This window comes from Pseudarthrobacter sp. NPDC055928, assembly GCF_042270935.1.
GTDB lineage: Bacteria > Actinomycetota > Actinomycetes > Actinomycetales > Micrococcaceae > Arthrobacter.
This window is the reverse complement of the sequence record NZ_JBHJZH010000009.1, coordinates 121,653-141,294: the sequence shown is the minus strand read 5'-3', so window position 1 is coordinate 141,294 and position 19,642 is coordinate 121,653. Positions and strand designations below refer to the sequence as shown.

The following is a 19,642-nucleotide window of genomic DNA, read 5'->3' as shown; positions in this document are numbered from 1 at the left end:
CATGACTTCACCTTCTCTGCCGGAAACCAGCGTCCCTTCCGGCTTCCGGTCCTACGCCAGCGGGCGGCAGTACGAACTCCGGCGGGGGGATGCGCTCGCAGTTGTTACAGAGCTGGCCGCAGGCCTTCGCCTCTACAGCCGGGGCGGCGTGCAACTCACCGAGACTTACGGCGATGCTGAAATTTCTCCCGGTGCGGCAGGTATCACCCTGGCGCCTTGGGCGAACAGGGTGGAGGACGGCGTCTGGTACCTCGATGGCAAGAAGCAGCAACTGGACATCACCGAAGTGTCCCGGAACAACGCCAGCCACGGACTGCTGCGGAACGCCTCCTACAGCTTGGTGGACGAGTCGCAGTTCTCCGTCACCCTCGAAGCGACCGTTTTCCCCCAGCATGGATACCCGTTCCTGCTGCGCCACCGGGTGCAGTATCTGCTGGCGGAGGACCTGGGCCTTGAGGTCCGGCAGACCCTGGTCAACGACTCCAAGGCGCCGGCACCGTTTGTCCTGGGCGCCCACCCGTACCTGCGGCTCGGCGATACGGAGCTCGACGACCTGCTACTGACCGTCTCCGCCGACACCCGGCTCGTTGCCGACAAGCGGCTGATTCCGCGCAGCTCTGAACCGGTTGGTGGCGATACGGACCTCCGCTCGGGCCGGCGTGTGGGAAGCCTGGACATCGACGTCGCACTGACGGACATAACGTTCGACGGCGGCACGGCCCGCCACACTCTGTCCGCTCCGGACGGCCGCAGCGTCAGCCTGTGGCAGGACGAGGCATGCGCCTACGTCCATGTGTTCGTCACCACCGAATTTCCCGGCAGAGCGCGGGCGGTGGCCATCGAGCCAATGACGGGACCAGCCAATGCCTTCAACTCCGGGGACGGGCTCCGCTGGCTTTCGCCGGGGGACAGCTTCACCATGACCTGGGGGATCGACGCCACCCTCAACGAAGCCGGGTAGCGGTTTCCCATAAGCCCGCAGCTGGGGAAGTATTAGGCTATGACGCCAGCTGAGGACGCCAAACCGACCGACCCTTCCACCCTCCCGCAACCAAGCGGGCGTGCGGACGACACTGCAGGCCGTGCTGCCCCGCCACTGCGGGTCCTGGCGGACCGTGAACTGGACCGCGACATCCCCTACGGTGTCCGCATAGCGGCGTCATGGGCTTGGCGTCTGGGACTCATCCTGTTGGTGGGAGGCGCCCTGATCTGGCTCCTCAGCCGGATTAGCTTCCTTATCATTCCCGTCATGGTGGCAGCGCTGCTGGCTGGCCTGCTCAGCCCCATCGTGGGCTGGCTCAGGAATCATCGGCTGCCCAACGGCGCCGCCGTGGCGGTCACCGTGCTGGGGTTCCTCGGTCTGATTGGCGGTTCCCTGGCGCTCGTGGGACGGCAGCTTGTTGCTGGTTTCAGCGAGCTGTGGAGCGAGGCACTGGCCGGGATACAGCAAATCCAGGGCTGGCTGGCGGAAGGGCCGCTTCACTTGTCGGCGGCCCAGATCGACCAGTACCTGCAGGAGGCAACAGCCGCGCTGCAGAACAACAGCAGCAGCATCCTGAGCGGAGCCCTTTCTTTTGGAAGTACGGCAGGCCATTTTGCCGCAGGACTTGTCCTCGCGCTGTTTGTCCTGATTTTCTTCCTCCTGGAAGGTGACCGCATCTGGGCGTTCCTGGTCCGGCTGCTGCCAAAAAAGGCCCGCGCCGCCACGTTCGGGGCAGGCCGCAAGGGCTGGGCATCCATGGTCAGCTACGCCCGCATCCAAATGTTCGTGGCTTTTGTGGACGCCGTGGGAATCGGCGTGGGTGCCGCCATTATCGGTGTCCCACTTGCGCTTCCGCTGGGCGTGCTGGTCTTCATGGGTTCCTTCATCCCCATCGTCGGCGCACTCGTCACCGGGGCTGTGGCTGTGCTGCTGGCGCTCGTGGCAAATGGTTGGGTCAACGCGCTCATCATGTTGGGGATCGTGCTGCTGGTCCAGCAGCTGGAAAGCCACATCCTGCAGCCACTCGTGATGGGAAAGGCAGTCGCGCTGCACCCGGTGGCGGTGATCCTGGCTGTGGCGGCCGGTTCATACCTTGCCGGAATTCCCGGCGCGCTGTTTTCTGTTCCCATCCTCGCTGTAGCAAACTCGGCGATTCGCTACATCGCCGGCAGAACATGGGAACATGAACAGGTGCTGGCTACCCCCGGAGGGCCGGTGATGGTTGGCTCAGGCCAGGATGACACGATTAAGGACGTCAGACTGCCCGGCTGGAAACCCAGGGACAGCAAAGAAGCTGTGACCAGCACAAACGCACACAATCCGGAAACCCAGGCCGGCACCGCAGGCCAGGGCACCGGAGCAGAATCTGCCAAAGGAGAATAGTCCGTGAACATCCTCGAAACCCTTCCCGTGTCGCTGGACGATGTCCTGGAGGCGCAGAAGCTGCTTGAGGGGATTATTGCCCGGACACCAGTGGAGTCGTCGCGGGCCCTCGGCAGCATGGTGGGCGGGGACGTCTTCTTCAAGTGCGAGAACCTGCAGCGGGCAGGATCATTCAAGGTCCGGGGCGCCTATGTCCGGATGGCCCGGCTGTCGCCAGAGGAAAAGAAGCGCGGCGTTGTTGCCGCGTCCGCCGGAAACCACGCGCAGGGTGTGGCTGTTGCCGCGAAGAGCCTCGGCATCAAGGCACGCATCTACATGCCCCTGGGCGTGGCCCTTCCCAAACTGGCAGCCACCCGCAGCCATGGTGCGGAGGTGGTCCTCCACGGCCACAACGTTGACGAGGCGCTGGCTGAAGCGCAGCGCTACGCCAACGAGTCCGGGACCGTTTTTGTCCACCCCTTTGACAACGTGGACGTGGTGGCCGGCCAAGGCACCATCGGCCTCGAGATACTCGAGCAGATCCCCAATGTCGACACCATCCTGATGGGTGTTGGCGGCGGCGGCCTCCTGGCAGGGGTTGCGGTGGCCGTCAAGGCCCGTGCACGGGAGTTGGGACGGGAAATCCGCATCATCGGCGTCCAGGCGGAGAACGCGGCCGCCTACCCGCCTTCACTCGCCGCAGATGCACTGGTTCCCTTGAAGAAGGTATCCACCATGGCCGACGGCATCGCCGTGGGCCGCCCTGGCCAGCTGCCATTCAGCATCATCCGTGAGCTCGTGGACGATGTTGTTACCGTCAGCGAGGATTCCTTGGCCCGTGCGCTGATCTTCCTGCTGGAACGGGCCAAGCTGGTAGTGGAGCCTGCCGGTGCCGTGGGCGTTGCCGCACTCATGGACGGAAAGATTGAGAATCCCGGCACCACAGCGGTGATCCTGTCCGGCGGCAACATCGATCCCATGCTGATGCTCAAAGTCATCCAGCGTGGCCTGTCCGCCGCCGGGCGCTACATGACCGTGCGCATGATGCTGGATGACCGGCCGGGCTCCCTTGCCACTATTGCCCGGATCATTGCCGAGAACGATGCCAACGTGACTGGGCTGGACCACACAAGGGTGGGCGGTTCCATTAGCATGGGAGACGTGTCCATCACCGTGAATCTTGAAACCAAGGGACATGAGCACTGCGAGCAAGTGCTTGGGGCCCTCCGTGCTGAGGGCTTCCAGCCCATAGTGGTGCACTAGGCAGCCATGCTGGATGCGCTGGGGGACGGGCAGCCGCGGAGCCGGGAAACAACCGCCTCCCGCGCTAAAGGCGGGTTGCTGGTGGTGGGCGGGTTCGCCGTCGTCCTCTTTGTTATCGAGATCGTCAACATGCTCACCCTCCATTCATTGAACAGGACCTTTGGCCTGCGGCCACGGAGCTTGGACGGGGTCCTGGACATCTTCACTTTCCCACTGCTCCATGCGAGCCTGAACCACCTGCTCTCGAACGCCCTGCCTCTGATCATTTTCGGATTTCTGGTGTTCCTGTCCGGGCTCCGGGTGTTCCTGACGGCGCTGGCGTTCAGTTGGCTGGGTTCCGGGCTGACAGTGTGGCTCATCGGTAACGGCGGCGTGACCGTGGGCGCGTCCGGACTGGTCTTTGGACTCTTCGCGTTCCTGCTGGTGCGGGGCTTCGTCAATCACAGTTGGCGCCAAATCCTGCTGGCCGTCGTACTGTTCATGGCCTACGGCAGCCTCCTGCTCGGCGTGCTGCCCTTTGTGGCGGGATACATTTCCTGGCAGGCGCACCTGGGCGGTGCGGTGGGTGGAGTCGCCGCTGCCCTGCTGATGCGGCCCCGGCAAGGGACCTAGGCACCGGTCACAGGCACAAAAGAGCCGGCCACCTGCGGGTGGCCGGCTCTTTCCTTCAAAAACTATTACGCGGCGTAAGGCTTGGCAGAGAGGATCTCCACCGTGATGTCCTTGCCGTTAGGCGCCGTGTAGCTCAGGGTGTCGCCCTCTTTGTGGCCAACAATTGCTGCACCCAGCGGTGACTTTTCGCTGAAGACATCAATATCGGAGTCGCCGGCGATTTCGCGGGAGCCGAGCAGGAAGGTCTCTTCGTCACCGGCGATCTTGGCAACAACGATCATGCCGGGTTCGACGATTCCGTCGTCGGCGGGAGCTTCCCCCACATGGGCATCACGCAGCAGCGCCGTGAGCTGGCGGATGCGGGCTTCGATCTTGCCCTGTTCTTCCTTGGCTGCATGGTAGCCGCCGTTTTCCTTCAGGTCACCCTCCTGGCGGGCAGCTTCAATCTTCTGGACAATTTCTGCCCGGCCAGCGCCGGAAAGGTGGTCCAGCTCTGCCTTCAGGCGGTCATAAGCTTCCTGTGTGAGCCAGGCTGCAGGCGCGCTGTTGGTGGTCGACACGGACTTCTCCTCTTCGGTCATACATGCAAAAGACCCCGCCACGGTGGCCACTTGTGGAACTCAGTAACCAGCTCAGCGGGGTAAAGGTATTGCTCCATTGTAGTCAATCCTCTGGACATAACCCAATAAGCAAGCGGCGTAGATCACATTCTGCTAATTGCCGCCGTCCGGAATCCAGCAGCTGTCCACTACTCCGGACACGGACAGTGACTCGGTCTTCACCACGATGCGCTGGGAAATGGTCCGCCCGCCGTCGGCTGTCTGGTCAGCCTCACCGGGCGGGATGTCCACCACTTTCCAACCCACCACGGCAAACTTTGAATCCAATGCTTTGACGGCACATTTCACGGCTGTCCCAGGCTCCCGGGTGACCTGGAAATCCACTTCTGCCTGGGTGGCGTCGGTGGTGCTGTAACCGATGTCCTTGAACGTCACGCTGGAGACGGCTGAGGACGTGGAAACCCAGGCCATGAAGCCGATTCCGCCCGCCAGCGCCCCCGCGCCGATGATTCGCTTCGCCATGGGGGAGAGCCCGCGCTTTTGACGGCCATAACGATTGGCTAGGCTAGTGTCTGCTGGCGCGGAAACGGCGGGCTGATCCTGGGAAGTCACCAGTCCAGTTTAGTGCGGATCCGGGCCCCGGATTTCCGGAACCAGCCAGCCTCACCCCAGTTCAAGCGGCCAGCACAACGGCTACAGAAGATGAAGGAGCCGTCCACCCATGACAGCGTCCAGCTCCACCCCGGCCACGCTCCGCCTGCTCGCCGTCCATGCCCACCCGGATGACGAGTCCAGCAAGGGCGCTGCAACCATGGCCATGTACGCGGCCTCAGGCGTGGACGTCATGGTGGCCACGTGCACGGACGGGTCCAGGGGAGATATCCAGAACCCGGCAGTGGAAGGCGAACCCCACCCGAAAAGGGACATGGCGGGGGCGCGGCGCCTTGAGATGGAGCGCGCGGCCAAGGTACTGGGCATCCGTCAACGTTGGCTGGGTTTCGTGGACTCCGGCCTCCCCGAGGGTGATCCGCTTCCGCCCCTCCCGCCTGGCTCGTTTGCCACGCAACCGTTGGAGCGCGCTGCTGCGCCACTGGTGCGGCTGGTCCGGGAATTCAAGCCCCAGGTAATCATCAGCTACGACGAAAACGGCGGTTATCCCCACCCGGACCACATCATGGCGCACAAGGTGGCTGTGGAAGCCTTCGAAGCTGCCGGTGATCCTGACCGCTACCCGGACACCGGCGAGGCTTGGGTGCCCAGCAAGCTTTACTACGACCGGGCGTTCAGCCCTGAGCGGTTCCGGGCGTTGCATTTTGCCTTGGAGGAAGCTGGCCTGCAGTCTCCCTATGCCGAACGGCTCGCCGCCTGGCTGGAAACGGACGCAGAAGGCCACACTCCACCGCCTGCAGGACATCCCACCACCACGCAGATTGACTGCGGTGACTACTTCGAAGCCCGCGACGATGCCCTCCGGGCCCACAGGACGCAGGTGGACCCGCTGGGCTTCTTCTTCGCCGTCGCCCCTGAGATGCAGCGACGCGCCTGGCCGTGGGAAGACTACTCGCTGATCCAGTCCCGGATCCCCGCGAAGCTGCCGGAGAGGGATCTTTTCGCGGGGCTAAGATAGAGGCAGCAGGCAATTTCTATGCCGCGTAGAAGAGCGCCCCGCCGTGGCTGGATCCTCAGTCCACGGCCGGACGCCTGTCAGTTTCCATAGAAGGTTTATACCGTGCACCACTTGCTCCTGGCCCTGGCCACCACACCGTCCCCGCTGCCCACACCTTCTTTGCGTGAGGGCGTGTCGGAGGACCAAATCACCCCGGGCCTGTGGGGCTTCATCATGACTGCCTTCTTTGTGCTGGCAACCACCTTGCTCATCGTGGATATGGTGCGCCGTATCCGCCGGGTCCGCTACCGGGCGCAGGTGGAGGAGGAGCGCATGGCGGCAGCAGCAGCAGCGGACGTCGACGCTGCCGATGCCCATGACGGTACGGGTACGCCGGACTATGATGCCGAAGGTGACGAAAGCGGGACGGGCGCCGCTCCCGACCGTTCCCAGCCTCGGGATTAGGGCGGGCCGTCAGCCGAGGACGGCGATAGCGATCGCCGCAAAGTGGGCGGCAAAGGCCAGCACGGTGAGGGCGTGGAACAGTTCGTGGAAGCCGAAGTGCTCATAGCTGAAGTTGGGCTTCTTGAGCGCGTAGAAGACGGCACCGGTAATGTACAGGATGCCGCCGACGCAGATCAGGACGGCGGCCGGGACACTGGCGGCGAAGAACTCGGGCAGGTAGAACAGCGCACCGCAGCCCAGGGCGATGTAGATCGGCACGTATAACCAGCGCGGGGCATGCGTCCATAGCAGCCGGAAAAGTACACCCAGGATGGCCCCGGTCCAGATGACCCAAAGCAGCAGCACGGCCTTCGGGCGTTCCAGGAGGGACCATGCCAGCGGCGTGTAGCTGCCCGCGATGACCAGCATGATGTTGGTGTGGTCCAGCCGCTTCAGGACAATCCTTACTCCGGGAGACCAGTTGCCGCGGTGGTAGACGGCGCTGATGCCGAAGAGCAGAACTCCGGTAGCCGCGTAGATGGCGGAGGCGATTCTCAGGTCCGCCGCAGGGGCGAGCAGTACAAGTACAACCCCTGCAATGAGGGCCAGCGGCGCCGTGACGGTGTGGATCCAGCCGCGCCACTTGGGTTTGATCATGAGCAGTTCCGCCAGCCGGACGGCGGCATCATCGACGGGACCCGAATTTCCCTCCGTCCCCTTGCCGGGCTGGCCGTTTGAAGTCTCGCTGTTCATTGCTCCAGAATAACCTACGCTCCAGTAAGTTACCCATCGGTAACATTTGGCATGCCGTTTACATGGAGTCCGGCTCCATCCTCCCGCCTGCGGACGGTAGCCTAGGAGGTGCAAGGCGTCGTACAGCAAGGGAAGTCAGGTGAGTCTCCGCGTGGAATTGCCCGGGTTCCTCTATGGCTTCTATGAGCGCAGGCTACTTAGGGACCTCGCCGGGGACCGTATCCCGAGGCATATCGGAGTGATGGTGGATGGCAACCGGCGTTGGGCGAAACAGTTCAATGCGCCCACCAGCCAGGGCCACCAGGCAGGAGCGGATAAGATTCACGAGTTCCTCGGCTGGTGCCAGGAACTCGGTGTCAAAGTAGTCACCCTTTACATGCTTTCCACCGACAATATGAGCCGGTCCAGCGAAGAACTGGACCTGCTGATGGGGATTATCGCCAACACCCTGGACCGCCTGGATGAGGACGCGAACATCTCGGTCCATGCGATGGGCGCACCGGAACTGCTGCCTGATTACCTCGCTGAACGGCTAAACAAACTAACAGCACGGACGCCCGTGCGTGAAAAGATCCACGTTAACGTGGCAGTGGGTTATGGCGGACGCAGGGAGATCGTGGATGCCGTCCGTGAGTTGCTCCATGATGCAGTTGCGAACGGCGCGGACATCTCGAAGCTGGCCGACAGCCTGAGCGTTGATGACATTTCGCGTTTTCTGTACACCCGCGGCCAGCCCGACCCCGACCTCGTGATCAGGACCTCCGGGGAACAGCGTTTGTCCGGGTTCCTGATGTGGCAGAGCGCCTACAGTGAGTTCTATTTCTGTGAAGCGCTATGGCCGGCCTTCCGAAAAGTGGACTTCCTCCGCGCACTTCGCGACTACGCAGGCAGGCAGCGGCGCTTCGGCACCTGACCGTTGCGGCAGGGGCGTCGTTCACGCGGAATTCACATGGCCGCAACAGGAATCGCCGACGGATGAAGTCGGAAATTACTGGCGATGGATTTACGTTGTAACCATCAGCAGGCAAAACCGCCGGCTGATCGGGGAGGCCAGTACATGGAGCGATGTTTCGCACCGGTTGTATGGGAGGCCGAGTCCGGCCTCCAGGCCGAGCCGCCTCACCAATAACAATTCCGGGCACGCCCGGGGCTGGAGTCGATGTGGCTATTTCTGAACAACTGCCCGAGGTCGTTTTTGATCAGGGACAGAAAGCTACCTCTCGCGCCACGCGAGCAACCTCAACAGCCGGTGCAGCAGACGAAAAGCCTGCGGCCGGTTTTGCTGTCTCCGGAAGGGATGCCACCATCAGCAGCTTCGTCATTGACACGTCCGTCCTGCTCTCTGACCCCCGCGCACTGCTGCGTTTCGCTGAGCACGAGGTCATTGTTCCGATCGTGGTCATCAGCGAGCTGGAGGCCAAGCGGCACGATCCCGAACTCGGATACTTTGCCCGCAAAGCCCTACGGCTGCTCGACGACCTCCGCGTCAAACACGGGGGCCTCAGCCGGCCCATTCCGATAGGCGACGACGGCGGGACGCTCATGGTGGAAATGAACCACATTTCCGCTGAGGTGCTTCCCATGGGCTTCCGCAGTGGTGACAACGACAGCAGGATCCTGGCTGTAGCCAAAAACCTCGCCAACGAAGGCCGGAACGTCACGGTGGTCTCAAAGGACCTTCCCATGCGCGTCAAAGCCTCGGCCATGGGGCTGACCGCAGACGAGTACCGCAACGAATTGGTGAAAGACTCGGGCTGGACCGGCGTCGCGGAGGTGGAGGCCAGCGAAGAGGAAATCTCCACCCTGTATGGCCACGAACCCGTCTTCATCCCCGCGGCCGCTGAAATGCCGGTCAACACCGGCCTGGTGCTTCTGTCGAACAGGGGCTCGGCCCTGGGCCGCGTGGGCTCCGACAAACAGGTTCGGCTCGTCAAGGGGGACCGCGACGTCTTCGGGCTCCACGGACGCTCGGCGGAGCAGCGGCTGGCCATCGACATGCTGATGGATCCCGCCGTCGGGATTGTATCCATCGGTGGGCGGGCCGGAACCGGCAAGTCGGCGCTGGCCCTGTGCGCAGGCCTGGAAGCGGTCCTGGAACGACGAGAGCACCGGAAAGTCATTGTGTTCCGGCCTCTCTACGCGGTGGGCGGGCAGGAGCTCGGTTACTTGCCCGGCTCCGAGTCGGAAAAGATGAACCCGTGGGCGCAGGCCGTCTTTGACACCTTGGGCGCTTTGGTCAGCCAGGAAGTCGTGGAAGAGGTCATGGACCGGGGAATGCTGGAAGTCATGCCCCTGACCCACATCCGCGGTCGGTCCCTGCATGACGCCTTCGTGATCGTCGACGAGGCCCAGTCCCTGGAGAAGAACGTGCTCCTCACAGTGATGAGCCGCATCGGCCAGAACTCCAAGATTGTCCTCACCCACGACATCGCCCAGCGCGACAACCTGCGTGTTGGCCGGCACGACGGCATCGCCGCCGTCGTCGAAACCTTGAAAGGCCATCCACTGTTCGGCCACATCACGCTCACCCGCTCCGAACGCTCACCGATCGCAGCCCTGGTCACAGAACTGCTCGAAGGGGCAGAGATCTAGCCACTTACGGTAAGTGCGGGGCCGTGGTCCAGTTCATCGGGCCACGGCCCTTCTTCGGTCAGCCTTGAGTGATTTTGTTATGGTCTGCGCCGGGACCCATCGCTGCCCGGCACTAACCGATGCCGAGGAACTTTGCGGCGGGCTCGTGGCCCTCTACTTTCAGGGTCCAATCGGGGCGCTTGAAGGTCGCCGGGGTGAGGCGGACTTTTTGGACTTCCTCCATTTTGCTGCCCCAGGACATCCGTGCGACGCCGTTGAGTTCGTAGCCGAGCGCGCGGGACACGCCCAGGGAGGCTGCGTTCCAGGCTGCGGCCTCGGACTCTGCCACCTCGGCGTTGAGCCAGTCGAAGGCGTAGAGTGCGACGGCGGCGCGCATCTCCTTGCCGAGCCCCCGCCCGTGGACGGACTGCTTGAGCCAGGAGCCGGTGCTGACGGTCTTGAGGGCGGCGAAGTCCTTGGCGCCGATGTCCTGGCATCCGATGAACTCGCCTTCGTGCCAAATGCCCAGGAGCAGGGTCCAGGACTCTACAGTGGCCTCGCTCCGGCACCGCCAATAGAACTGCGCCATTTTCGGCCCCAGTTCCTCCGCAGGGAGCTCGGCCCAGGGGGTGCTGAACGGATTCCTGCCTGGTTCGTGCACGCCGCTGCGGGCCGCCGCTACCGCGGCTGGAATGTCATCATCCGTGATGGGACGCAACATCAGGCGTGGTGTGCTCAGCGTGAGGCCGAAAAGAGGCCAGAGGGAAGAAAGCGCGGTCATCAGCGAAGCCTAGCCCAAGGCCCGCCGTGGGGCGTGTCAAGCAGTGGCCTGGCGCGGTGTCCCGCCCCGATCAGGCGGAGATATCCCAAGTGATGTGTCGACGGACATCTGTAAGGTTCATGGACTCCGCGAGGAACAGATCATCGAGCATGTACTCGTCAACTGCGATGATCCGAAGCCAGTGGCCGTAGTCAGGGGTGGCGGCTTCCAATGACTGGCTGGACACGCAGACGCCTGTTTCCAGGTCTATCCGCACCCGGTTGCGGCCGGGCATGCACAGCGGTGCGGCAGGATCTGCGGCGTGATAGGCGGCGGATGGGGTGACAATGGCCTCAAGGGCCGCTCGCCCGTCGTGGTCGACCCGGCGTATGTCAGTGACGTCTACGGCGTTACTGCCCGGAAATTCCAGGGGTACCGGGGCGTTGCCTGCCAGCTCAACGGGATCAAGGGCGGCGGAAAAGCGGCCGTTGCCAAAGCCGGGTTCACCGTAGGCGGCTTCCGGCCGGCGCCGCACCAGGCCGCCGTCGTCGTAAACGGGCGCCACGAGGTGCGGCGGCAGGAGCCAGGACTTCCGGGTGGCGCTGACGTAGAACCCGTCTTTGGAGTCGTTGATCCCTGTTGTGCTGTGGAGGACCAGTCCGTCGGCGGTTTCGAGGCGCAGGGCACCGGGCCGGCGCAGCCAGGCTCGCACGAACGGCGCCGCAGGGTCCGGGGCCTCGGCAAAGGGCTCGTCCCAGTACTCAAAGCGCAGGCTCTGCCATTTCCAGGGTGAAGACCGGCAGAGGTTCCGGAACACCGTTGTCAGGTCAGCGGGAGAATCGCCGCGTTCCGGATTTGGCCGGCGCCTGGTGTCCCATGTCGACATATCCACAGTTTACGCGTGGGCCCTCCGGCAGGAAGCGAAAATCCAGTAGCATCCGAGGGGTGATCCGACGACTGGACGAACTTTGGGAAGCAGCCCCGCTGGCCTTCTGGCTGGTCCTGGCGGCGTGCGCGTATTTCGTGGTGATGGCGGTACGCCTGACCGTGATCGACGTGCGCCACCATTTGTTGCCTAACCGTATTGTCTTTCCGTCCTATGTCGTGGCAGGTGTCCTTCTGGCGGCGGCTGCGGTGGTCCCCGTAGTCTCCGGTGCCTGGGCGCTGCCGGACGGGCCCGATGGCGCTGCGGCCTTGTTCGGGCTGCCGGCCCTCCGGATCCTGGCCGGGGGTGCAGTTCTTTGGTGCTTCTATTTTGTGTTGCGGCTGGTCTATCCGCCCGGGATGGGATTCGGAGATGTAAAGCTCGCGGGCGTCCTGGGGATGTACCTGGGGTATCTGGGATGGGCACACGTTTTCGCCGGGACTTTTGGGGCGTTCCTGCTGGGCGGACTCTGGAGCCTGGCCCTGCTGGCCGCCCGCCGGGGCACATTGAAATCCTCCATCCCATTCGGCCCGTTCATGCTGGCAGGCGCTGCCGCCGCCATGCTTTTGCCTGCCTGACCCAATCCCGCCTGACCCCGGTTCCGGGTGTCCCACTACACCCAAGCGCCGCAGCCTCCGCCCGTCGCCCGCCGTCGGCCGTTAGGCTGGCAGCATGCCTGCACCTGACTACATCCTCAAGCTCCGCGAGAAGGTCGGCCACGACTCCCTGTGGGTACCCGGTGTCCGCGGCGTTGTCCTTGATCACTCCGGCCGTATACTCCTGACCCGGCGTGCCGACAACGGTCACTGGGCGCTCATCAGCGGCATGCTGGATCCAGGCGAACCTCCCGCGAGGGGCCTCGTGCGCGAAATCTTCGAGGAAACCGCAGTGGTGGCGGAAGCCGAGCGGGTTGTCTCGGTGGGCGCTGTCGGCCCATTCACGTATCCGAACGGCGACGTCTGCGAATTCCTGGATGTGGTCTTCCTCTGCCGTTACGTTTCAGGGACGGCACGGGTTAACGATGACGAGTCGCTCGACGTCGGCTGGTTCAGCCCGGCTGACCTGCCAGAGCTGATGCCGGGCCACCTTACGAGCATCCGCCGTGCCCTCTCTCCGACGGAGGCCGCCCACTTCGAGCCTTGACCCGCGCACAGCCGCGGTCAGCGACGCTGGGAGACCAGTTCGCCGTCGTCGTCCTTGATACCCGCTGTTCACCCTGGCCGCCGACATGCCCGAGGACCTCAACCACGTCGCCCAGGAACTCAACGGACGGCCACGCAAAACGCTCGGCTGGGATACCCCAGCCGAGCGTTTTGCGTGATTTACTCTTGGCGAACTAACCGCCAACGGTGTTGCAACGACCCCTGAATCCGCCAGTCGAGCGGCCGACGTCGTTCGTTATGGAGCCGGGGGAGCTATGCCTTGTGCGGCGGGCGCGTCATGGACATAACGTCCAGGGCGGTATCCAGCTGCTCCTCGGTGACCTCGCCGCGCTCCAGGAAGCCCATGGCCACGACGGTCTCGCGGATGGTGAGGCCCTCGGCGACGGCCTTCTTGGCGATCTTCGCTGCGTTCTCGTAGCCGATGTACTTGTTAAGCGGCGTGACGATGGACGGTGATGCCTCTGCGAGGAAGCGTGCGCGCTCAACGTTTGCCGTGATCCCGTCGATCATCTTGTCGGCCATGACGCGGCTGGTGTTGGCCAGCAGGCGGACGGACTCCAGCAGGTTGGCAGCCATGACGGGGATGCCGACGTTCAATTCGAAGGCGCCGTTGGTGCCGGACCACGCGATGGCGGTGTCGTTGCCGATGACCTGCGCGGCAACCATGATGGACGCCTCGCAGATGACCGGGTTGACCTTGCCTGGCATAATCGAGGACCCGGGCTGCAGGTCAGGGATGGCGATTTCGCCCAGGCCGGTGTTGGGGCCGGAGCCCATCCAGCGGAGGTCGTTGTTGATCTTCATGAAGGAGATCGCAATGTTGCGCAGCTGGCTGGATGCTTCGATCAGGCCGTCGCGGTTGGCTTGGGCTTCGAAGTGGTCGCGGGCCTCGGTCAGCGGCAGGCCGGTATCGGTCGCGAGCAGTTCGATGACCCGCTCCGGGAACCCAGCCGGGGTATTGATGCCGGTGCCCACGGCCGTGCCGCCGAGCGGAACTTCAGCCACGCGGGGGAGCGAGGCGTTGATGCGCTCGATGCCGTAGCGGACCTGGGCAGCGTAACCGCCGAACTCCTGGCCCAGCGTGACCGGGGTGGCGTCCATCAGGTGGGTACGGCCGGACTTGACGACGTCCTTGAACTCCACGGCCTTACGCTCCAGCGACTCTGCCAGGTAGCTGAGGGCGGGAATGAGGTCGTTGATCAGGGCCGAGGTGGCGGCAACGTGCACGGACGTGGGGAAGACGTCATTGGAGGACTGCGAGGCGTTGACGTGGTCGTTCGGGTGGACGACTTTATCGCTGCCAGCGGCCTTGAGGGCGCGGGTGGCCAGTTCGGCGATGACCTCGTTTGTGTTCATGTTCGAGGAGGTGCCGGAGCCGGTCTGGAAAACGTCGATCGGGAAATCGCCGTCGTACTTGCCGGCAGCTACCTCATCGGCGGCCTCTGCAATCGCCTTGGCCAGCTCGCCGTCGAGCACCCCAAGTTCTGCGTTAGCCTGGGCGGCCGCCTTCTTGACCCGGGCGAGGGCTTCGATGTGGGCGCGTTCCAGGGTCTTGCCGGAGATGGGGAAGTTTTCAACTGCACGCTGCGTCTGTGCACGGTACAGCGCGTTCACGGGGACGCGGACTTCGCCCATCGTGTCGTGTTCAATACGGAATTCTTCAGTGGAAGTCATGGGGCTAGCTTAGGACGCGCAGAGGCCGCATCGAAAACCGTGAACGGCATGCTACGGGTGCAGCGAAACCGCCTCAGGGCGTCCGATCAGAGCTCTCCGATTCCGGAAACAAGGTCCGCGTGGCCATCAGCGAGGCTGTAGGAAAGGCCGATGACCGCTGCCCGGCCGGTCTCGATTGCGTCCGAAATCACACGGGAGCTGTCCACGAGGCGGTGCGAGGTCTGCTTGACGTGCTCCACCACCATGTCGTTGACCTCCGGTTTGTTGTTGCGCAGCGACGTCAGGACGGACGGCGTGATGCGCTCGACGAGGTCCCGGATGAAGCCCACCGGCATCTGGCCGGTTTCGACGGCGGACTTTGTGGCACTGACGGCACCGCAGCTGTCATGTCCCAGCACCACGATCAGCGGCACCCCCAGCACGCCGATGCTGTATTCGAGTGAGCCAAGGACGGCGTCGTCAATGACCTGGCCGGCTGTCCGCACCACAAAAACGTCACCGAGTCCGACGTCGAAGATAATTTCGGCCGCGAGGCGGGAGTCGGAGCAGCCGAAGATCACGGCGAACGGATGCTGGTTCTCCACGAGCGAAGACCGCCGGGATGCATCCTGGTTGGGGTGGGAGGATTCGCCGTTGACGAAGCGTTCGTTGCCTTCGCGGAGTCGTCGCCAGGCCAGGGCCGGAGTCAGGTAGGTTGCCACGGCCCTACCTTACGATGTGGGAACCGCAGAGGGTGAAACCGTGACGGCGGGGTTACTTTCCATGGACTTCACGACGGCGTCCGCCAGGACCACAAACTCGTCCAACTTAGCCGGTCCAGTGAGGACAACGGTGGTGCCCCGGTACGTGAGGACCATGCTCCGCTCGCCCTTGCCCGTATCCCGAAGCTCCCACTCCTGGCCCCCTGCGCTGCGGCTTCCTGTGACGGGAGCGTTTCCCGTTTCCTGGAGGAGCCAGGTGGGATTGGCCTGCCGGGTCTGGACCAAGCCGATGAAGGAGTCGTTGGGTGTCAGGAACCCTACTTCCCAGGTGGGGACGCCGCTGCCACTGCCGGACTCCCAGCGGGCGTAGTTGGACGTGAATGTGTCGCCGGTCTCCGGCGCGACGGGTGTGAATCCTGCCACATCTGTGGCGTTCCGGGCCACCTCGCTGACGTTAATGTCAGGCCGGAAGCCGTCACTTTTCGGAAACGGGTTCATCAGCACGATCGGCAGGAACGCGGCGATACTGACCAGCAGCGCAATGACCATGCCGATCACCGAGGCGTTGGCACGCTTGGCTGCGGCAGCCGGGATAACGGGCTTGACGGGCTGCTGCCCGTCACCCTCCGGGGCTTTGCCGGCGCTCCCGGAACCGGAGGCGTCCTGGCCGGGGCTGGTCTTTTCCTGCATATCACTCACCCCTCTATAGTCGCCCATCCTGGCGTCCAACTCACACTCGAGGCGCTGCTGATGCACTGACATCCCGGCAGCGCACATTGCGGGGCAGCGTCATGCCACGACTGAGAGGCGGCGCCCCGACTATGATCGGTAGCAGAGGAATCACCGTATCCGCCGGAACAGGCGGAGCGGGTCCAATGATCGCCACTCGAAGAAGAGGTTCACGTGTCACCTTCGCCCATGACCCAGCAGTACTCCACCATTTCGCCGTCCCTGGCTGTGGGGATCGACGAGCCGGACCGCAACCTCGCCCTGGAACTTGTCCGCGTCACCGAGGCCGCGGCTATTGCCGGTGGCCACTGGGTTGGCTTCGGGGACAAGAACAAAGCCGACGGCGCGGCCGTTGACGCCATGCGCTCCTTCCTTCACACGGTCCACTTCAACGGTGTTGTGGTTATCGGCGAAGGCGAGAAGGACGAAGCCCCGATGCTCTTCAACGGAGAGCATGTTGGCGATGGCACCGGCCCTGAATGCGACGTCGCCGTAGACCCCATCGATGGCACTCGCCTGACCGCGCTGGGCATCAACAACGCCCTCGCAGTGCTGGCCGTAGCCGAGCGTGGGTCCATGTTCGACCCCTCCGCCGTGTTCTACATGGAAAAGCTCGTCACCGGACCGGAGGCCGCTGACATGGTTGACCTGCGGCTGCCGGTCAAGCAGAACCTGCACCTGATTGCCAAGGCAAAGGGCGTGAAGGTCAACCAGCTCAACGTCATGATCCTTGACCGTGACCGCCACCGCCCCCTGGTCGAGGAGATCCGGGAAGCCGGCGCGCGCACGAAGTTCATCATGGACGGCGACGTCGCCGGTGCCATCGCCGCGGCCCGCTCCGGTACCGGCGTTGACGCACTGATGGGCATCGGTGGCACTCCCGAAGGCATCGTTGCTGCTTGTGCCATCAAGTCCCTGGGTGGCGTCATCCAGGGCCGGCTGTGGCCCACCAGCGACGACGAGAAGCAGAAGGCAATCGACGCCGGCCATGACCTGGACCGCGTGCTGTCCACCAATGACCTCGTGTCCAGTGACAACTGCTACTTCGCGGCCACCGGCATCACGGATGGCGACCTCCTCAAGGGCGTCCGCTACTCCAAGGACAAGGTCCTCACCCAGTCCATCGTGATGCGCTCCAAGTCCGGCACCATCCGCTTCGTTGATGGCGAGCACCAGGCCAGCAAGTGGGAAGGCTACGCCCGCAAGAACTAGGTTCGTCGCCCGCGCCCCAGGGTGCGTGGGCATACAGTTGAGGCCCCGGATCCGCTTGGATCCGGGGCCTCAACTGTATGTCCGCGTCGAACTAGAGGGGCTTAGGCCTTGGTTCGGGCCAACGGGGAGCGCAGGGTCCGCAGCTTGTCCCGCAAGTGCCGCGCCACTTGGTAGGCGTTGTAACGCAGCTTCTTCACCGGGAGGTCCCAGGCGCCGGGATAGGCGATTTCGCGGCCACCGAATGACCTCTTGAAGGCGCTGAACCCTGCCCATTTGTGGCCGGGCTGGTCAGCAGGTGCCACGCCCCAGAGGTCGACGTGCTTGAGGCCCCGGTCCTTTGCATCGGCCATCAGGGTCACGAGGAGCGGGATTCCCGCGCTGAGCTTCCGGTGGGTGTCGTCCAGGGCTGCATGGGCGTACGTACGGGTATCCGCGGAATCGTAGGCCAGGGCTGCGGCGATGGGCTCCCCGTGCAGCTCGGCGATGAAGAGGGTGGCGGCGCCCGCCGGCATCAGCGAAGCAGCCACCCGGGTCAGGTAGTCGTCGCTCTGCGGCTTGAATCCGTTGCGCCGCGCCGTCATATGAAGGAACTCCAGCAGGATGCTGATGTCCTTCGGGTCCTGTGACGTCCGGAACGTAACGCCCTTCTTGTGGATGTTCCGGTAGAGGTTCCGGTTCACGGGCTTCATGGCGGCCAGGACGTCCTTGAAGTCACCGTCCAGGTCCACGATCCAGCTGAGTTCAGGCTGCGGGTTGCTTGGTGCGGGCTGGAGGCCCCTGCGCCGGAGTTCGTCCGCTGCCGCGGAAAGGGACAGCCCGGCGGTTACCGGTTCGATCCGGACAAACACAGCGCCGCAGGAACGGGCCAGCTCCACCAAGGCGGCGAGGGCGGCGTCGAACGCTTCAGTGGAGGATGCAACCGGGCCGTAAGGGGCGTAGAGCACCTTGCCGGCAGGGTTCTTCTCTTCAACGGCCAGGAAGCTCCAACCCGGGCCGGATTGCTGATGGACCGTACGGCCGAGCGAGGACAGGACGTCGGCCCAGGCGGGAGTCTGGAGGAAATACTCCACGGATCAGGCCTTCATGGACGTGGTGACGGCGAAGGCTACTGCCGCCTCCTCGGCCCCGGCAGCCACGTGGACATTAACCGGCGCATCGGCGGCAGCGAGGAATGCACTCCCGCCGCGGGCGAGCTGCAGATCGCCCTTGGGTGAGTCGAGGTACACCGATCCCTCGACCACAATCACCACGGCCGCTCCCGACTGGGCGAGCGGAACGGGCGACGCCCCGGGCACCAGTTCGATCCGCTGCAGCTGGAACTCGCGGAACGGCGGCTGGTACAGCTCCTGGCCGAGTTCGGAAACTTCCGGGTTGAGCATGGGGACCTGGACGGACTTGAACTCAATGGTGCGCAGGAGTTCGGGGACATCAATGAACTTCGGAGTCAATCCGCCACGGAGCACGTTGTCCGAGGAAGCCATGACTTCCACGCCCATGCCATGGAGGTAGGCGTGCACGTTGCCGGCAGGGAGATAGACCGCCTCACCCGGCGCCAGCGAAATCCGGTTCAGAAGCAGCGATATCAGCACACCAGGATCACCCGGGTATTTTTCGTTGAGGCTGACCACCGTCGAGAGCTCGGACTTGTACGGTTCGAGGGAAGCGCCGGAAACGAGCACACCGGCGACCAGCGCCGTGGCCTCGGCAACGTCGGTACCGCCTGCGATCAGGCGCTCGAAGGCCTTCCGGAGGCCCGCACTCTCGTTGGAGTCTCCGAGGTCTTCCACGAGCTCAGACAGCACCCGTGGCTGGTCTGCTTCGACGGCGTCGAACGCGGCGGCCAGGTGCAGCAGGATGTTGCGCGTTTGTGCCGCCGGCCGGAACCCGCACAGCGCCTCGAACGGCGTAAGGGCGAAGACCATCTCGGGCTTGTGGTTGTCATCCCGGTAGTTCCGATGTGCAGCATCGGGTGCAACGCCGTCGGCATTCTCCCGCGCGAAACCCTCCCGCGCCTGTTCGATGCTCGGATGGACCTGCAGCGAGAGGGGCTGCGCCGCCGCGAGGACCTTGGCCAGGAAGGGAAGTCTCGGCCCAAATCCGGCGACCCCTTCAGCCCCAAGAAAATGCTCGGGATCCTCGGAAATCATCTGATCGAGGGGAACCGTTGACCCATCCGGGCGGCGCGCGACGGAAGGGGAATCCGGGTGGGCTCCGATCCAGAGTTCGGCTTCTGGACGGCCGGATTCGGTGCGGCCAAGGAGTCCGGCAATCGCCGTCGTGGATCCCCACGCGTAATCGCGGAGGACGTTCTCAATTTCGTACACA

General features: G+C 64.0%; 21 protein-coding genes. 11 read left to right on the top strand and 10 right to left on the bottom strand.

What is annotated here, in order from left to right; all coding sequences use genetic code 11:
- The first annotated feature begins 1 nt into the window (after position 1).
- The 4 genes from ACFC25_RS13020 to ACFC25_RS13005 are packed head-to-tail and all read left to right on the top strand — an operon-like array spanning position 2 to position 4,219.
- Positions 2-961, top strand: a complete 960-nt coding sequence (locus tag ACFC25_RS13020) for an aldose 1-epimerase family protein (RefSeq protein ID WP_337350052.1) — start codon at positions 2-4, stop codon at positions 959-961.
- A gap of 39 nt (positions 962-1,000) precedes the next feature.
- On the top strand, positions 1,001-2,365 hold the full coding sequence (locus ACFC25_RS13015; protein ID WP_376045718.1) for an AI-2E family transporter: 1,365 nt from the start codon (positions 1,001-1,003) through the stop codon (positions 2,363-2,365).
- Between the two features lie 3 nt (positions 2,366-2,368).
- A complete protein-coding gene (gene ilvA, locus ACFC25_RS13010; protein ID WP_337346645.1) occupies positions 2,369-3,607 on the top strand; it encodes a threonine ammonia-lyase in 1,239 nt (412 codons plus the stop codon).
- Positions 3,608-3,613: 6 nt separating this feature from the next.
- On the top strand, positions 3,614-4,219 hold the full coding sequence (locus ACFC25_RS13005; RefSeq protein WP_376045714.1) for a rhomboid family intramembrane serine protease: 606 nt from the start codon (positions 3,614-3,616) through the stop codon (positions 4,217-4,219).
- Between the two features lie 65 nt (positions 4,220-4,284).
- On the opposite strand, the gene greA is transcribed toward ACFC25_RS13005, so the two are convergent.
- Complete coding sequence (greA, locus tag ACFC25_RS13000; RefSeq protein WP_337346643.1) at positions 4,285-4,779, bottom strand: transcription elongation factor GreA; 495 nt, start codon at positions 4,777-4,779, stop codon at positions 4,285-4,287.
- 153 nt (positions 4,780-4,932) lie between these two features.
- Positions 4,933-5,391, bottom strand: coding sequence for a DUF4307 domain-containing protein (locus ACFC25_RS12995; protein ID WP_337346642.1), 459 nt, complete (start codon positions 5,389-5,391; stop codon positions 4,933-4,935).
- A 109-nt stretch (positions 5,392-5,500) separates the two neighbouring features.
- On the opposite strand from ACFC25_RS12995, the gene mca reads away from it, so the two are divergent.
- The gene (gene mca, locus ACFC25_RS12990; RefSeq protein ID WP_376045711.1) at positions 5,501-6,406 is read left to right on the top strand and encodes a mycothiol conjugate amidase Mca; all 906 of its coding nucleotides are present in this window, start codon (positions 5,501-5,503) and stop codon (positions 6,404-6,406) included.
- A 102-nt stretch (positions 6,407-6,508) separates the two neighbouring features.
- A complete protein-coding gene (locus tag ACFC25_RS12985; protein ID WP_376045708.1) occupies positions 6,509-6,850 on the top strand; it encodes a hypothetical protein in 342 nt (113 codons plus the stop codon).
- A 9-nt stretch (positions 6,851-6,859) separates the two neighbouring features.
- Here the strand turns inward: ACFC25_RS12985 and ACFC25_RS12980 are convergent, their stop codons facing one another.
- Positions 6,860-7,582 (bottom strand): hemolysin III family protein, encoded by a 723-nt coding sequence (locus ACFC25_RS12980; protein WP_376045705.1) that lies wholly within the window; start codon positions 7,580-7,582, stop codon positions 6,860-6,862.
- A 151-nt stretch (positions 7,583-7,733) separates the two neighbouring features.
- Here ACFC25_RS12980 and ACFC25_RS12975 point away from each other — a divergent pair, with 151 nt between their 5' ends.
- Together ACFC25_RS12975 and ACFC25_RS12970 are read left to right on the top strand one after the other, a co-directional pair.
- The gene (locus tag ACFC25_RS12975) at positions 7,734-8,495 is read left to right on the top strand and encodes an isoprenyl transferase (RefSeq protein WP_337346749.1); all 762 of its coding nucleotides are present in this window, start codon (positions 7,734-7,736) and stop codon (positions 8,493-8,495) included.
- A gap of 248 nt (positions 8,496-8,743) precedes the next feature.
- Entirely contained in the window at positions 8,744-10,174 is a 1,431-nt protein-coding gene (locus ACFC25_RS12970; protein WP_376045702.1) for a PhoH family protein, read from the top strand.
- A 112-nt stretch (positions 10,175-10,286) separates the two neighbouring features.
- Here the strand turns inward: ACFC25_RS12970 and ACFC25_RS12965 are convergent, their stop codons facing one another.
- Entirely contained in the window at positions 10,287-10,934 is a 648-nt protein-coding gene (locus ACFC25_RS12965) for a GNAT family N-acetyltransferase (protein ID WP_376045699.1), read from the bottom strand.
- Between the two features lie 70 nt (positions 10,935-11,004).
- A complete protein-coding gene (locus ACFC25_RS12960; protein WP_376045697.1) occupies positions 11,005-11,799 on the bottom strand; it encodes a hypothetical protein in 795 nt (264 codons plus the stop codon).
- A gap of 59 nt (positions 11,800-11,858) precedes the next feature.
- On the opposite strand from ACFC25_RS12960, the gene ACFC25_RS12955 reads away from it, so the two are divergent.
- Both ACFC25_RS12955 and ACFC25_RS12950 read left to right on the top strand, forming a co-directional pair.
- Complete coding sequence (locus tag ACFC25_RS12955; RefSeq protein WP_337346636.1) at positions 11,859-12,416, top strand: A24 family peptidase; 558 nt, start codon at positions 11,859-11,861, stop codon at positions 12,414-12,416.
- A 94-nt stretch (positions 12,417-12,510) separates the two neighbouring features.
- On the top strand, positions 12,511-12,981 hold the full coding sequence (locus ACFC25_RS12950) for an NUDIX domain-containing protein (protein WP_337346635.1): 471 nt from the start codon (positions 12,511-12,513) through the stop codon (positions 12,979-12,981).
- Between the two features lie 272 nt (positions 12,982-13,253).
- Here ACFC25_RS12950 and ACFC25_RS12945 read toward each other — a convergent pair whose 3' ends face one another.
- The 3 genes from ACFC25_RS12945 to ACFC25_RS12935 form a co-directional block, all read right to left on the bottom strand.
- Positions 13,254-14,675, bottom strand: coding sequence for a class II fumarate hydratase (locus tag ACFC25_RS12945; RefSeq protein WP_376045693.1), 1,422 nt, complete (start codon positions 14,673-14,675; stop codon positions 13,254-13,256).
- An 86-nt stretch (positions 14,676-14,761) separates the two neighbouring features.
- Entirely contained in the window at positions 14,762-15,376 is a 615-nt protein-coding gene (locus ACFC25_RS12940) for a carbonic anhydrase (protein WP_337346633.1), read from the bottom strand.
- A gap of 9 nt (positions 15,377-15,385) precedes the next feature.
- Positions 15,386-16,066: a DUF4245 domain-containing protein gene (locus tag ACFC25_RS12935; RefSeq protein WP_376045786.1), complete on the bottom strand. Its 681-nt coding sequence runs from the start codon at positions 16,064-16,066 to the stop codon at positions 15,386-15,388.
- A 228-nt stretch (positions 16,067-16,294) separates the two neighbouring features.
- On the opposite strand from ACFC25_RS12935, the gene glpX reads away from it, so the two are divergent.
- Positions 16,295-17,317, top strand: a complete 1,023-nt coding sequence (glpX, locus tag ACFC25_RS12930) for a class II fructose-bisphosphatase (protein ID WP_181037131.1) — start codon at positions 16,295-16,297, stop codon at positions 17,315-17,317.
- A 101-nt stretch (positions 17,318-17,418) separates the two neighbouring features.
- Here the strand turns inward: glpX and ACFC25_RS12925 are convergent, their stop codons facing one another.
- Positions 17,419-18,387 (bottom strand): lipid II:glycine glycyltransferase FemX, encoded by a 969-nt coding sequence (locus tag ACFC25_RS12925; RefSeq protein ID WP_376045690.1) that lies wholly within the window; start codon positions 18,385-18,387, stop codon positions 17,419-17,421.
- A 3-nt stretch (positions 18,388-18,390) separates the two neighbouring features.
- On the bottom strand, positions 18,391-19,641 hold the full coding sequence (manA, locus tag ACFC25_RS12920) for a mannose-6-phosphate isomerase, class I (RefSeq protein ID WP_337350045.1): 1,251 nt from the start codon (positions 19,639-19,641) through the stop codon (positions 18,391-18,393).
- Position 19,642: the final 1 nt, after the last annotated feature.